General features: G+C 66.8%; 12 protein-coding genes. 2 read left to right on the top strand and 10 right to left on the bottom strand.

All coding sequences use genetic code 11. From position 1 onward, the window contains the following. Window positions 1–15 precede the first annotated feature (15 nt). Window positions 16–342: a hypothetical protein gene (locus tag AB4120_RS20710; protein ID WP_392388490.1), complete on the bottom strand. Its 327-nt coding sequence runs from the start codon at window positions 340–342 to the stop codon at window positions 16–18. Window positions 343–502: 160 nt separating this feature from the next. On the opposite strand from AB4120_RS20710, the gene AB4120_RS20705 reads away from it, so the two are divergent. Then, window positions 503–1,390 (top strand): RNA polymerase sigma-70 factor, encoded by an 888-nt coding sequence (locus tag AB4120_RS20705; RefSeq protein WP_149135930.1) that lies wholly within the window; start codon window positions 503–505, stop codon window positions 1,388–1,390. A gap of 215 nt (window positions 1,391–1,605) precedes the next feature. Then, a complete protein-coding gene (locus AB4120_RS20700) occupies window positions 1,606–2,463 on the top strand; it encodes an MBL fold metallo-hydrolase (protein ID WP_441642810.1) in 858 nt (285 codons plus the stop codon). A 92-nt stretch (window positions 2,464–2,555) separates the two neighbouring features. Here AB4120_RS20700 and AB4120_RS20695 read toward each other — a convergent pair whose 3' ends face one another. The 9 genes from AB4120_RS20695 to AB4120_RS20655 all read right to left on the bottom strand — a co-directional run bounded on the left by AB4120_RS20695 (window position 2,556) and on the right by AB4120_RS20655 (window position 13,944). Continuing rightward, window positions 2,556–3,662, bottom strand: a complete 1,107-nt coding sequence (locus tag AB4120_RS20695; RefSeq protein ID WP_441642778.1) for a porin — start codon at window positions 3,660–3,662, stop codon at window positions 2,556–2,558. A gap of 202 nt (window positions 3,663–3,864) precedes the next feature. Then, window positions 3,865–5,115, bottom strand: coding sequence for an ABC transporter substrate-binding protein (locus AB4120_RS20690; protein WP_149135932.1), 1,251 nt, complete (start codon window positions 5,113–5,115; stop codon window positions 3,865–3,867). A gap of 58 nt (window positions 5,116–5,173) precedes the next feature. Continuing rightward, window positions 5,174–6,235: a cyclase family protein gene (locus tag AB4120_RS20685; RefSeq protein ID WP_441642777.1), complete on the bottom strand. Its 1,062-nt coding sequence runs from the start codon at window positions 6,233–6,235 to the stop codon at window positions 5,174–5,176. Between the two features lie 159 nt (window positions 6,236–6,394). Then, complete coding sequence (locus AB4120_RS20680) at window positions 6,395–7,633, bottom strand: AI-2E family transporter (protein ID WP_441642776.1); 1,239 nt, start codon at window positions 7,631–7,633, stop codon at window positions 6,395–6,397. Window positions 7,634–7,897: 264 nt separating this feature from the next. Beyond that, window positions 7,898–8,047, bottom strand: a complete 150-nt coding sequence (locus AB4120_RS20675) for a hypothetical protein (RefSeq protein ID WP_186296728.1) — start codon at window positions 8,045–8,047, stop codon at window positions 7,898–7,900. Between the two features lie 194 nt (window positions 8,048–8,241). Then, on the bottom strand, window positions 8,242–8,679 hold the full coding sequence (locus AB4120_RS20670; RefSeq protein ID WP_149135934.1) for a hypothetical protein: 438 nt from the start codon (window positions 8,677–8,679) through the stop codon (window positions 8,242–8,244). A gap of 84 nt (window positions 8,680–8,763) precedes the next feature. Then, window positions 8,764–9,720 carry a LysR family transcriptional regulator gene (locus tag AB4120_RS20665; protein WP_144195217.1) on the bottom strand — a complete coding sequence of 319 codons (957 nt, stop codon included), beginning with the start codon at window positions 9,718–9,720 and terminating at the stop codon, window positions 8,764–8,766. After that, window positions 9,717–11,426 (bottom strand): MBL fold metallo-hydrolase, encoded by a 1,710-nt coding sequence (locus AB4120_RS20660; RefSeq protein ID WP_149135935.1) that lies wholly within the window; start codon window positions 11,424–11,426, stop codon window positions 9,717–9,719. Before AB4120_RS20660 ends, AB4120_RS20665 begins: the two co-directional genes overlap by 4 nt. A gap of 115 nt (window positions 11,427–11,541) precedes the next feature. Next, complete coding sequence (locus tag AB4120_RS20655; RefSeq protein WP_149135936.1) at window positions 11,542–13,944, bottom strand: DNA polymerase II; 2,403 nt, start codon at window positions 13,942–13,944, stop codon at window positions 11,542–11,544. Between the last annotated feature and the right edge of the window lie 21 nt (window positions 13,945–13,965).

The raw sequence follows: 13,965 nt of genomic DNA, 5'->3' as shown, positions 1-13,965 counted from the left end.
CGCTGCCTGGACTACCTAGAACAGCGCAGCTTGTGGCCGGGCCTCGCGCCCGGCTTTTTCATGGCCGGACGCCGGGCGGGCGAGGATTTCGCGGATCTGCTCCAGATACCGCTCGCCTACCGCGCGATGGGTCTTGCGGGCCTCGTCGGCCAGCGCCCGGCGCGACGGCGCGCGAATCCCGATCAAACGGCAAATCGTTGAAAGATAAGGTTTTTTGTCGTCGACAGTGGCCCGCCGCGCGGCCGACAGCAAGGCCGCATCGCCAATGCGCCCCCGCAGCCAGACCAGCACCTGGCGGTCATATTCGTTCTGCACACGGATCAGGTGGATCAGGTGTTCCATTCCGCACTCCGATATACTGTTCATTCATACAGTTACTGTAAATATATACAGTGAATCGGAATTTTCAAGGTGTGCGTCGGAAAAGCCTTGAAAGTGCTTGCGCTGGCCCGGTTCGCATGCCCACCATTGCGGTCTGCAAGCCGCCTTTTTGCATCGAATCATGGACGACACCACCGCCACCTTCCACAAGCTGCGCCCGCGCCTGCACGGGATTGCCTACCGGATGCTGGGCGCCGTCGCCGAAGCCGAGGACGTCGTACAGGACGCCTGGCTGCGCTGGCACACGGCTGACCAGACGGACATCGACAACGCCGAGGCCTGGCTGGTTTCGGTCACCACCCGCATTGCCATCGACCGCCTGCGTGCGGCCAAGATCCAGCGCGAGCACTACAGCGGGATCTGGCTGCCCGAGCCGCTGATCACGGACAGCCCGGACACCCCCGAGGTCATCAAGGAGCGTGCCGACGACATCTCCGTCGCCTTCCTACTGTTGCTGGAGCGCCTGACGCCCGAGGCCCGCGCCGCCTTCCTGTTGCGCGAGGTCTTCGACAATGACTACGACGAGGTGGCCCGCGTGATCGGCAAGAGCGAGGCCACCTGTCGCCAGTTGGTGAGCCGCGCCAAGACCCAGCTACGCGACGACCGGCCGCGCTTCACGGTGTCTCCGGACACCCATCGGCACATGGTCCAGGCTTTCGCCCACGCGATGCAGGGCGGCGACTTCGCCGGCATCCAGGCGCTGCTGGCCGATGACGCCACGCTGGCTGGCGACGGTGGCGGCAAGGTCCAGACCTTCCCCAAGCCGCTCGAAGGCGCACGCCGCATCGCCCAACTGTTCTACGCCACGCGCCTCAAATACCCCGGCGAGGGGCTTCGGGTGCAACGGGTGCTGCTCAACGGCGAGTGGGCGCTGCTGCGCTACTTCGACGGCGCACTGGAGTCCGCGCAGACCTTTGTGGTGGAAGGCGACCGCATCGCCCGCATCCACGTGCAGCGCAACCCGGACAAGCTGGCGCGCATTGCCGAGCATTTTGGCGGGGACGCGTAAAAGAGGCGTCGTTTGTTTCCCGCCGCGCACCAAAGTGTGTCCAGCCGCATGTCTACCGAGCGATCGCCCGGCCGCGTACGCTACTTCTCACGAGGTACCACCGGCCCGGCGAAAAAAATCCTGCAACGCGAAGTTCGCCGGCAATGAAAAGTTGTCAGAAGCAGGAGTCAGACATGTGCTTATGCCACGGATCCCTTTACCCTGATCACGACTTGGTGCCGTCGCGCTACGCGACGCGTATCGGCGATATCGAGGTAATGGTCATTAGCGATGGGGCGATACCCGTACCCGCCAACGTCCTGGGCACCAACGTTGATTCGGCCGTCCGGGATGCCGCGCTGCGCGGCAGATTCCTACCGGACGTGATCGATTGGGGGCTGAACGTCGTGGTCGTCCGTAGCGGCGGCCGGACGATCCTCATCGACGCCGGGATGGGGTCGGAGATGCCGGAATCCACGCGCACCGGACGCCTGGCCCTACGATTGAAGGGCGCCGGCATCGATCCCGGGACCGTGACCGATGTCATCGCGACTCACATTCACATGGACCATATTGGCGGGCTGCTCGACGAGCGGCTGAGGAGTCAGATGCGTCCGGACCTGCGGGTGCACGTGTCGCACACGGATGTCGAATTCTTTGAGTCGCCCGATTTCTCCCACAACACCTTCAACGGCATTCAGGACATTATCCGGACCAGCGCCCGGAACTTCCTGGACGCGTACAAGAGCGAGTTGCGGCCGTTCGACAAGGAGTGCCAGGTGGCGCCCGGGGTTGTCGTCACGCTCACCGGTGGCCACACCCCCGGGCACAGTGTGGTTCGCGTGGCCTCCGGGGGGGAACGGCTGACGTTCGCGGGTGACGCGGTGGTCCCGGTCGGTGTCGAATGCCCCGAATGGCAAAACGCCTTCGATCACGAACCCGAGGAGGCAGCTCGCGTCCGGGTTCGCCTCTTGCGAGAGGCTGCGGCGACCGGCGAGTTGTTCTTGGCCAGCCACTTATCGTTCCCCTCACTCGGCCGCGTCGCGGTCGATGGCAATGCCTTCCGATATATACCGGCCAACTGGGCATACTGAATAACGGCAGGCACAAAAAAAAGAGCCCGCCAAGGCGGGCCCAAAGACGAAGGGAAAGTCTCCGTCAAGTGGATTTCAGTGTGGGGCCGCGATCAGAAGCGGTGGCGGATGCCGACGATGGCACCGAACTGGTTCTGGCCGGCGCCCACCTGTTCGGTCGTGGCCGTCAGGGTGCTGGCGCTGCGGTTCAGCGACGGGCCGAAGCCGGACAGGCCCATGGCAGAGCCGTCCCGGTTCTGGGCGTAAGCCACGATGGTGTACACGTCGGTGCGCTTGGAGAACGCGTACGTGCCGGACAACACGAAGCTGTACGGGTCGCCGCCGCTGTTGCGCACGTCGGTGTAGTAGGCCGCGCCGGTCAGCATGATGGCCGGGGTGACCTGGTAGTTCGCGCCGATCCAGTACAGGTTGGTGCGCAGCGAGCTGCTGGCGAAGTCGCCGTAGTACCAGCGATAGCCGGCAAAGGCGCGGGCCCGGCCGAAGTCGTAGCTGGCGCCGAGGGTGGCGCGGCGCTCGCGGTTGTCGTCCGTGGCGACGGTGCTGCCGCGCACTTCGTCGTACACCACGCGGGCGGACAGCGGGCCAGCCGTGTAGCCCACGCTGGCGCTGAAGTTCCGGCCTGCCTTGTAGTCGCCCGGCACCTCGCCGCCGGCGCTGCTGTCGTAGCCGGTGCTGTAGAACAGGCCGTAGTACAGCGCGCCGGTCTGGCCGGTGAACTTCACCGAGTTGTCGGCGCGGCCGGACATCCACTTGTCGTGCATCAGCACCGAGTAGCGCGTGGCGATGGCCATCGGGTCATAGGCCAGCGAGAAGTCATACAGCACGGTCTGATGGCGGCCCAGAGACAGCGTGCCGTACTGGTTCTGCAGGCCGACGAACGCCTGGCGGCCGAACATGCGGCCCCCCTGGTTGGCGCTGCCGGTGTCGAGGTCGAAGCCGTTTTCCAGCGTGAAGACGGCCTTCAGGCCGCCACCGAGGTCTTCGGCGCCGCGCAGGCCCCAGCGCGAGGTGGACAGGTTGCCGGCGGACATCCGCACGACGTTGTTGCTGCCGCCGGTGGCCGCGTTGGGCACATGGGTCAGGAATTCCACGCCGGCGTCGACGACGCCGTAGAGCGTGATGCTGCCCTGGGCATGGGCAGCGGCGGGCAGGGCAGGGAGGACGGCCATGGCGGCCAGGCAGGCGAGACGGGTCTTCATGAGTTCGTGATCCTTGTTATGAGTCGCCGCCCGCGCGCCCCATTCAGGGCTCGGGCGTGCTGGCGGCGACTGCAATGTAACGAGGGATCAGGAACGGGAGAAGCGCGTCTGCGCTGACAGACTGTCCCGGGATTTGAACAATTGGGGCGTCAGGGGCTCCTCAGCGCCCCTCAGCGCTCCGTCAGCGCCCCTTAGCGCTCCGTCAGCGGCTGCCCTTCAGCAGCGGACACTGCGACTTCGACGGCGGGATGAACGCCTGGTCGCCCGGCACCGTGGCCAGCACCTTGTAGTAGTCCCAGGGATACTTGGACTCGGCCGGCGTCTTGACCTCGAACAAATACATATCGTGCACCATGCGCCCATCGGCGCGGATGCGGCCGTTCTTGGCGAAGAAGTCGTTGATCGGCATCGCCTTCATCTTCTCCATGGTCGGCGCGGTCTCGTCGGTGCCAGCCGCCTGCACGGCCTTCAGGTAGTGCGTGACGGACGAGTAGACGCCCGCCTGGCTCATGTTCGGCATCTTCTTGACCTTGTCGAAGTACTTGCGCGACCACGCGCGCGTGGCGTCGTTCATGTCCCAGTAGAACGCCTCGGTCAGCACCAGCCCCTGCGCGGTCTTGAGGCCGAGCGCGTGGATGTCGTTGATATAGAGCAACAGCCCGGCCATGCGCTGCTTGCCGTCGCGCGTCAGGCCGAACTCGGAGGCGGCCTTGATGGCGTTGACGGTATCGCCGCCCGCGTTGGCCAGGCCCACCACCTGCGCCTTGCTCGCCTGCGCCTGGAGCAGGTAGGAGGCGAAGTCGCTGGTGCTGAGCGGATGGCGCGCGGCGCCGAGCACCTGCCCGCCGGCCTCGGTGACCACCGTGGTGGCCGACTGCTGGAGCGTGTGGCCGAAGGCGTAGTCGGCGGTCAGGAAGAACCATGTCTTGCCGCCGCGCTGGACCATTGCCTTTGCCGTGGTGTTGGCCAGCGCGTAGGTGTCGTAGGCGTAGTGGACCGAGACTGGCGTGCACAGGTCATTGGTGATGCGCTCGCTGCCGGGGCCGGAGAACACCACGATCTTGTTCTTCTGCTTCGCCACGTCCAGTACGGCCAGCGCAGGTGCCGAAGCCGCCACATCCAGGATGGCATCGACCTTGTCCGTGTCGAACCATTCGCGCGCCTTGTTGGCGGCGATGTCGGCCTTGTTCTGGTGATCCACCACCACCAGCTCGATCTTCTTGCCGAGCACCTTGCCGCCGAAGTCGTCGATGGCCATCTGTGCCGCCGTGGCGCTGCCGCGCCCGGTCACATCGGCGTAGAGGCCGCTCATGTCGAGCAACAGGCCGATCTTGACCACGTCATCGGAAATCCCTGCCTTGGGCTGGGCCGAGGCGATGCCGGCCACGCCGCCAGCACCGGCCAGCGCCAGCAGCGCAGCGGCAGTCCGCCGCCATGTTGCGGAAGTCTTCATGGTTGTCTCCTCCAGTGTTGTTATCTAGTTTTTCTACGACTTAAAGTCAGACCGCGGCTCAGACCGTGGCCACCGGCGTCACCGGCGAGCCCACCGCGCCCGGCAGCCGCAGCGGCGGCGCCGTGAGCATGAAGCGCGAGCGGCGGTGCGCGCGCAGCCAGTCCGCCAGGTCCTTGAGGTACCAGAGTTCACCAAGCGGCAGCCCCAGCTTGAACAGGCAATGGTGATGCAGCGGCAGCAGCGGATGCGTTTTCTCTTCGTCGGGCGGCGGCAGGGCCGGGTAGCGCTCCACGGCGTAGTTGTCGGCGATCAGCGCCGCGATGCCGGAATCGGTGATCCAGTTCAGCAGGCGGGTGTCGCGGCCGTTCAGGGCGGCGCAGCTGTGGTGGAGCACCGCTTCGTCGGGCTCGCGCTGCATCGACAGCACGACTTCGGCAAAGCCGGTGCGCAGCAGGAGCATGTCGCCCGGCTCCACTTCCACGCGATGGGTATCCATGGCGTGCATCAGGTCGTCATAGCCGACGTTGCGGAAGTCCATGCCGAACACATCGGCCAGATCCACCAGCACGCCCCGGCCCTGCATGCCCTTGACGGCGAAGCTCTCGATGCCGAGCGCATCGGCGTGGCTGTGGGCATGGCCGTGGCTGCAATCGTGGGCGGCGAACTGGTCGTCATCGGCGTAGTCGACCGGGCCGACGATGTCCGCGTTGGCGCGATAGCCGTTGTAGTAGACGCGCTCGGGCTTGCCGTCGCCATCCGCATCGAACAGCGCGCCCACGTGGGCCAGGGAGTCCCACTGGGTGGAGTACTGGAGGCAGAGCAGCACCTGGTCGTCGCTGATGACATCGGTCGCGGCCGGGTTCAGCTTGGCCAGCGGGAAGTTCATGTACGGGGAGTCATCGCGGAAGGTGGGGCGCAGCTCGGGCGGATGGCGGCGCGGATTGAGCTTGTTGCCGCCGGGGTAGTCCAGCGGCAGCGAGAGGCAGAAGCTGCGCCCCGCCTGGATCTCGCGCGCCCCCTTGACCACCTGCTCGGGGCCGATCAGGTTGACGCGCCCCAGTTGATCGTCAGGACCGAAATCGCCCCAGTTGGAGCCCTGCGGACGTTGCTGCCAACGCATGCCTGATACCTCCCTTGCGAAAGATGTTGCCGGTTGAAGCGCCGCCGCCACATCGCGGCGCAGCATCCGGTTATACGTGATCCATGCGGCGCGGTCATTCTGCGTCGCATCAAGTTCCGCGTGTCGAAATAGGAGGGAGAAGGGCGAGGCGGGGAGGGGCTATTCGCCGAGGAACTCGGCTACCACCTCGAGCCCTTCGACGTGGTCGGCCACGACCTTGGCGATGACGGCCAGCGGAATTGCCAGCAGCATCCCCCAGGTGCCCCAGAGCCACGTGAACAGCAGTAGCGAGACGAAGACAGCCACAGCGTTCATGCGCGCCATGCGGCCGGTCATCCAGGTGGTCATGCCCGAGCCGATCAGCGTGGCGATCAGCAGTGACCCGCCAGCCGCCGCTGCCGCCACGGACAGCGTGCCGAACTGCATGAACCCGGCCACGCCCAGGCACAGCGAAATCAGCACCGCGCCAAAGTACGGCACCAGGTGCAGCGCGGCGGCGGCCAGCGCCCAGGCGCCGGCATTGTCGATCGACAGATACCTGAGCAGGATGTACGTACAAAGCCCAAGCGCGGCGTTGGTGATGACCAGCATCAGCATGTAGCGCTGGATCGCCCGGTTGATCTCGTCGAGCATGTGCACGCTGATCTTCTTCTGGCTGATGGTGGTACCGGCCATCTTGATGAACTTGCGCTTGAACATGTCGCCGCCCAGCAGCAGGAACCAGGTCAGGAACAGCACGACCACGGCCTGCGCCAGCATCGCGAAGACGCCCATCGAGCCTACCCAGATGGCGTTGTTGAGCGCGTCGGCGGAACGCTCCACGACGATCGGCGCGCCCTTGGCGGGCGGCGGCTGGCCGGTACCGACCAGTACCGTGGCGGCGCGGCGGATCTTTTGCAGCATGGAGTCGTCGCCGCTCACCAGTTCGCCCAGTGAGCGGGAGAGCTTGCTGGCAATGGCGGGCAGCCGGTCGACGATCGATTCGATCTGCCCCTGGAGCAGGTAGGCGCCGCACAGCAGCAGGGCCAGCATGCCGAGCAGCACCACGGTAGCGCCCACGGCGCGCGGTATGCGCTGGCGCTGGAGCCACTCGACCATGGGATCGAGCAGGTAGGCGATGACGATGGCCACCACCACCGGCACGATGAAGTCGCGGGCGAGGTGCACGGTGTAGAGCGCCGCCAGCGTCGCCAGGATGACCAGCGCCGTGCTGGCGCGCCGCACCGAGACGGACAGCGTGGGGGTCGTGCGGGGGCTGGCCGCCGGCGTGGCGTTCTCTGGTTCCTCGTGGGTGACCGCGGGAGCCACCTCTGCCATGGTCTCGGGCACAACATCAGGCCCGGGCACGGTGCCGGGCGGGGTGGCCCGCATGGCAGGCTGGATCGGTACGCGCGACATGGGTGGCAGGGTGGCTCGCAGACACATGAATGACATGGCGTCACGAGGCGGACGCCTGCCATAACGATAGACATTGCGGGGCCGGGGCGGGTGTCGGCGCGTTGCGGGTCGCGCTGTAGGACAGCGGCGCGACGGTTGACGGTGACCTGGGGCGTGTGCAGCCTGATACACGACAATCCCACCAAAGCAAAAGCCCGGTCTCGTGAACCGGGCTTCTGGGGATTGCGTGGCTGGCGTGGCCGGGGGCGATCCGCGCCTGGCGGGTTAGCGCGTCAGCGTCGAATGATCGTCGCCGTGAGAGCCGGCGCCCGACTGCTTGAGCAGCGGGTCATTCTTGAGCACCCAGCGGGCGCCAAAGGCCAGAGCGACGATACAGGCCAGCATATACGCAACGATCACAGTGAGAGTCAGCATGGCATCACAGGAGTAGGTTGCGACCGCGTTGCCAGCTTTCGCCGGCGGGCCGATGGGAACGAATTGTATGTGAGACAAAACGTTTCGCCGGCACCGATTCGCCTGAAATTTTCTGTATGCCGATCTAAGCCCAATTAATATCGGCAGGTTCTACGAGGGGCCATGGATCATGACCGCCTCGCATCAACTCCCCCCTAGAAGTAGCACCCCATCTCGTATTGCTGCGAACGCAAAGCGTGCACGTCGCTGCGGTAGCGGTCCGCGCGGCTCCAGTACTCGGTGGTATGCATGGCGCGCTCGGCGGCCCGCGCCTGGTACTCGAGTGCCCGGCACTGGTTCCAGAAGGCGTTCTGCGCGCGCAGGTCGAGGTCGTCCTCGCGGCCCTGCCAGGCCTGGATCTGTTGCGCCATCTGGGCGCGGCTTTGCAGATAGGCCTGCTCGTCCTGGCGGATCTTGGGGGTCTTGGTGATGGTGGTCACGTTGGCGCGCATGCCGGCCGTGACATCGCGGTAGCCAGCCGGACACGATGCCGCCGTATAGAGCGTTTCCTTGCCGCTCTGGCACTTGGTCACCGCATGGGCCGCGCCGGAGGCGGCCAGCGTCAGCAGCAGGATGGCAATTTGTCTGGGCATGGCAGCACCTTGGACGAATAGCGATGTTATCCAATGTAGGCAGCGGTACGCCGCGCTGCCAGTGCGGCAAGGTATCCAGATATTTCAGGTACGGGGGGTGACGCGGGGGTTGACGCGCTTTGAGTGGCCAGACACCGCTTTGGCACCCTGCATTTCGGCGTTGGCGGTCAGCAGCATGTCGTACAACTGCTGCGCCGCCGGCGAGAGAGACCGGCCGCGCCGCCGGATCAACCCCACCGTGCGCGAGACGGTGGGCTCCACCAGCGGCACGCTGGTCAGCGTGGGATGCTTGCCCGGCGGCATGGCCAGCCGGGGCACCGCCGCCACGCCGAGCCCGGCTTCCACCAGGCTGACCAGCGTGCTGACGTGGCGCACCTCGCAGTACCACTGCGGGCGGTCGGGCACGTCGGTCAGCGCCAGGTCCAGCAGCATGCGGTTGCCGCTGGCCTTGCCCACGGTCATGTAGTCGTACTGGCCCAGCTCGGCCCAGGTGACCTTGCGCTTGCGCGCCAGCGGATGGTCGGGTGGGCAGGCCACCACGAACGGTTCCTTGAGCACCGGTTCGAACTCGACGTCCGGCTCCTGTGTGCCGATGTAGTTCAGGCCGAAGTCGGCCTCGTTGCGGACGATCAGGTTCAGCACCTCGTTGGCGCCTTCGTCGATCAGCCGCACGACGATGCGCGGCCACCTCTCGTGGTACTTGCGCAGCACCGCCGGCAGGAAGTAGCGCACCGCCGACGGCACGCACGCCACCGTCACTTCGCCGGTCACGCGGGTGGCCACGTCCCGGATGCCGAGCAGCGACTCCTCCAGCCCGTTCAGCAGCTCACGTGCCTTGCGCGAAAACTCCCGGCCCACGGCGGTCATCTCCACCGAGCGCGTGGTCCGGTCGAACAGCCGCACGCCGAGCGCGTCTTCCAGCTTCTCGATCCGGCGCGACAAGGCGGGCTGGGACAGATGCAGTTCCGTCGCCGCGGCGCGGAAGCTGCTCAGCTCAGCCACCGCCACGAAGGCGCGCAGATCGGACAGATTGAAATTCATGCCGAAATCAGATGCCAGACCGCCTCGGTCTCGCGCGCCACGCCGTCTTCCTCAAGCTTGCGCAGGTGGGCCAGCAGCGAGCGCTGCGCCACCGGGTGCATGCGCTCGGGCACGTCGTCGTAGACGCTGGCAAGCAGCGTGCCGATATCGGCCGGCGCCAGCGCGCGCAGCGCGTTCAGCACCTTGGCCTCACGCTGCTGCCGATGGCGAATCAGCAGCCGGATGGCATCCCGGGGGCGCGGCATCAGGAAGCCATGGCCCGGCGCAATCCACTCCAGGTCTTCGTCGAGCAGCGCCTGCAGGGACGCCAGATAGGCGCGCATATCCCCATCGGGCGGATTGATGACCACGCTGGAGCCCTGCATGACGTGGTCGCCCGTGAACAGCGTCTTCTCCTCCTCAAGCAGGTAGCAGAGATGGTTCGACGCATGCCCGGGCGTGTGCACCACCCGCAGTGTGGCGTGCGGGCCGAGCACGATCCGCTCGCCGTGCTCGGGCATGCGGTCCGGCGCGAAGGTCTGGTCCTGGCGGTCCTGCACGGCGGTCACGCGCCCCCAGACCGGCGCGCCGGTGGCCTCGCGCACCGCCACGGAGGCGGGGGAATGGTCCAGGTGGGTATGCGTGACGAGAATCCACTTCACCGGACCCGGCGCGGCAGCCAGCACGGCGGTGATATGAGCCGGGTCGGCAGGGCCGGGATCGATCATGGCCCAGGTATTGTCCGCGCCGCCGCCCACGAAGTAGGTATTGGTGCCGGGGCCGGTCATCACGTTGCCGTTGTCGGCCGTGACGCGCCAGACGCGCTCGGACAGCTTCACCGCTGCGCCCGGCGCCAGCGCGTAACGGCCATGGCCGGCGCCATCGGGGTCGATCCGGGCGATTTCGGCATACGGCGCTTCCTCCGGCATCACCGGCCGTACGCCCTTGGGACCGGTGGCCAGGCGCGGCATGATCTGCACGATGTTGCGCAGCTGCCGGGCATGGTCGAAGCACGCCTGCGCGGTCTGGAAGTGCGAAATCGACTGGAGCATGCGGCGCGTGACGTTGACCAGCGAGATCTGGTTGGCTGGGTCGAGCGCATCGACGGGCCTCATCCAGCGATGCTCCACAGCCTCCACGCCATCGTGCCGCGCGGTCTGCCCAGCCGGCGCCAGCGCGAAGAAGAAGCGCGTGTCGAAGCGCTTCGGCAGGCCCGGCGGCGTCAGCCAGTGGCTGCCATAGGCCAGCAAATCCACGGCGAGGCGCACACCCAGCCGTTCGCAAACCTGGGCGATACCCGCGCCGCCATAGCCGGCGGCCTCGCGCAGGCTGCCGTAGGTGTCGGCGTCGAGTGTATCGAGATCCACATTCTGGCCATTGGCATCGCGGGCGAATAACAGGCCGGCCTCCTCGAACGCTTCGCGAGCGGCGCAGAGGTAGTAATCGAGCCCGTTCCGGTCGACGTTGAGCCGGGCGCTGGCAGCGGCATCGTCGAGGCCATCGCAGAGCGGGTGAAGTGCTGCATCCTGCTCATCCAGCGTGCCGCCGGGGAAGACGAAGGCGCCCGCGCTGCGGTCGTCGTCGCGCTGGGGGCGGCGCATCATCAGCACTTCCATGCCCGCGGGGCCGTCGCGGAGCACCAGCACGCTGGCGGCGGCGCGCAGGGCTTTGGAGCGAACGGGGGTGGCGGCGGTGGCAGTGGTGGCGGTGGCGACGGTCTCGGACATGGGGACGGAGTGGGGCGCAATATCAGAACAGGCGCCAAGTGTAATGGGTTCGGGCGGTTCGATTCTGCCGCGATGCAGCAGGAATCCCGCGCTGCTCTTGGGATGGGGGCGGATTTCAGTCCGGAAACAGCGCCATTTGCCCGGTCAGCAGTGTGTCGAAATCGTCGTCGAGGAAGGGCAGGATGGCGTCGGCAATCGGCTGGAGCTGCTTTGTGATGTAGTGGTCATAATCGATCGGCGACTGGCGCGGGTCGAGCGTCTCCATCGGCATCGGCCCGGCCACCGTCATCACATAGCTGATCCAGCCGCCGTTCTGGTACTGGCGCGGACGGCCCTGACTGTCGTTATAGGCATCGGCCAGCCGCGCGGCGCGCACGTGGGGCGGCACGTTGCGCTGATAGTCGGCAAGCTGGCGGCGCAGGCGCTTGCGGTAGACCAGTTGCGCGTCCAGTTCGCCGGCCAGCGTGCGGCGCACGATGTCCCGCACATAGTCGCGGTATGGCTCGCGGTTGAAGATCATCGCGTAGAGCGTCTGCTGGAACTGCTGCGCCAGCGGCGACCAGTCCGTGCGCACGGTCTCCAGCCCCTTGAACACCATCTCGGCACGGCCATCGGCACGCATGACCTGACCGGCATAGCGCTTCTTGCTGCCGAGTTCGGCGCCCCGGATGGTCGGCATCAGGAAGCGCCGGAAGTGGGTCTCGAACTGGAGTTCCAGCGCGCTGTCCAGGCCGAAGGTCTGGCGCAGGTGGTCGCGCCACCAGTCGTTGACGTAGGCCACCAGTTCACGCCCGATGCGTGCCGCGTCGTCCTCGGCATGGGCACCGCGCAGCCAGACGAAGGTGGAATCGGTGTCGCCATAGATCACGTCATAGCCGCGGGCCTCGATCAGCAGCCGGGTCTGCCGCATGATCTCGTGGCCGCGCATGGTGATCGACGAAGCGAGACGCGGGTCGAAGAAGCGGCAGCCGCTGGAGCCCAGCACGCCGTAGAACGCGTTCATGATGATCTTCAGCGCCTGCGAGAGCGGTTTGTTCTGCTCGCGCTTGGCCGCCTCGCGGCCCTGCCAGATCCGCGCGACGATCGCCGGCAGGCAGTGCTTGCCGCGCGAGAACCGCGCGCCCCGGAAGCCGGGCACCGAATCGGCGTCATCGGGATGGGCCAGCCCCTCCACGAGACCAATCGGATCGATCAGGAACGTGCGGATGATCGACGGATACAGGCTCTTGTAGTCCAGCACCAGCACCGACTCGTACAGCCCGGGGCGGGAATCCATGACGAAGCCGCCGGGGCTGGCCTCGGGCGCCAGTTCGCCCAGATTCGGCGCCACGTAGCCCTGCCGGTGCATCAGCGGCATATATAAATGCGTGAAGGCGGCCACCGAGCCGCCGCTGCGGTCGGTGGGCAGGCCGGTGACGGTGGCGCGCTCCAGCAGGAAGGTCAGCAGCTCGGTGGCGGCGAAGATGCGCGTGACCAGTTCGCAGTCGCGCAGGTTGTAGCGCGCCAGCGCGGGCTTGTCCTCGGCGAACATGCGGTCGATGGCGTCCATGCGGTCATACGGGTTGTCGATCGCCTTGCCTTCGCCCAGCAGGGTCTGCGCCACCGACTCCAGGCTGAATGACGGGAAACTCCACGTGGCGGCGCGCAGCGCCTCGATGCCATCGATGATCAGCCGCCCGGCCGCCGCCGCGAAATAGTGCTGCTGCCTGGCGTGCTCGCGCCACTCCATCTCGGCGCCGCCCCGGCCCAGCCGCAGCGGCACCTGGAACTGCTCCGCGTGGGCCTGCAGCACGCGCAGGTCGAACTGGACGAGGTTCCAGCCGATGATGGCATCGGGGTCGTGCACGGCCAGCCACTGGTTGAGCTTCTCCAGCAGGGCGGGGCGGGTGTCGCAGTATTCGAGCGCGAAGTCCACCGGGGTTGGATCGCCCGCCGGCGGCGGGCCGAGCATATAGACCTGCCGCTGGCCGCAGCCTTCCAGCGCAATCGAATACAACTCGCCATGGGCGGTGGTCTCGATATCGAGCGAGACCAGGCGCAGGGTGGGACGGTAGTCGGTGGCCGGCTTCATCTGCGCGTGGCGCAGCACGCCGTGCTCGTCCACACGCGCGTCCCCGTGCGCGTCCGGCTGGCCGTCGAACCAGACCGGCGCGGTGATGAAGCGCTCCATCAGGTAGCGCTCGGGCGGGCGGATATCGGCCTCGTAGACATCCACGCCAGCCTGCCGCAGCGCCTTGTCGATCCGGATCAGCTGGCGGTGCTGCTGGCAGTACAGCCCGAGCACGGGCCGGCGGTGGAAGTCCTGCAACTGGAGCGGGCGCAGTTCCACATCGCGCTCGCCGCGCAGCAGCGGCTCGGCCTGATCGCGCTGGGCTTCGGGCAGGAAGGCGACCGACGGCTGGGGCGGCAGGCGCAGCAGGCGCGGCCCGTGGTCCGTGGCCAGCCAGAAATCGACCTCGGTACCGGCGGGGGTATCGCGCCAGTGCCGGGTCAGGATGAAGCCCTGCTCAAGTGCCACGCTGGAAGCCTATCGAAAACC

This window comes from Cupriavidus sp. 2KB_3 (genome assembly GCF_052115685.1).
GTDB classification, from domain to species: Bacteria; Pseudomonadota; Gammaproteobacteria; order Burkholderiales; family Burkholderiaceae; genus Cupriavidus; species Cupriavidus campinensis.
The sequence above is the reverse complement of the archived record's forward strand: the minus strand, read 5'-3'. Positions and strand labels throughout refer to the sequence as shown.

Coding starts and splice junctions, on each gene's coding strand:
- AB4120_RS20710 (WP_392388490.1), bottom strand. CDS start 342: ATGGAACACCTGATCCACCTGATCCGTGTGCAGAACGAATATGACCGC.
- AB4120_RS20680 (WP_441642776.1), bottom strand. CDS start 7,633: ATGTCGCGCGTACCGATCCAGCCTGCCATGCGGGCCACCCCGCCCGGC.
- AB4120_RS20675 (WP_186296728.1), bottom strand. CDS start 8,047: ATGCTGACTCTCACTGTGATCGTTGCGTATATGCTGGCCTGTATCGTC.
- AB4120_RS20665 (WP_144195217.1), bottom strand. CDS start 9,720: ATGAATTTCAATCTGTCCGATCTGCGCGCCTTCGTGGCGGTGGCTGAG.
- AB4120_RS20695 (WP_441642778.1), bottom strand. CDS start 3,662: ATGAAGACCCGTCTCGCCTGCCTGGCCGCCATGGCCGTCCTCCCTGCC.
- AB4120_RS20685 (WP_441642777.1), bottom strand. CDS start 6,235: ATGCGTTGGCAGCAACGTCCGCAGGGCTCCAACTGGGGCGATTTCGGT.
- AB4120_RS20690 (WP_149135932.1), bottom strand. CDS start 5,115: ATGAAGACTTCCGCAACATGGCGGCGGACTGCCGCTGCGCTGCTGGCG.
- AB4120_RS20660 (WP_149135935.1), bottom strand. CDS start 11,426: ATGTCCGAGACCGTCGCCACCGCCACCACTGCCACCGCCGCCACCCCC.
- AB4120_RS20705 (WP_149135930.1), top strand. CDS start 503: ATGGACGACACCACCGCCACCTTCCACAAGCTGCGCCCGCGCCTGCAC.
- AB4120_RS20670 (WP_149135934.1), bottom strand. CDS start 8,679: ATGCCCAGACAAATTGCCATCCTGCTGCTGACGCTGGCCGCCTCCGGC.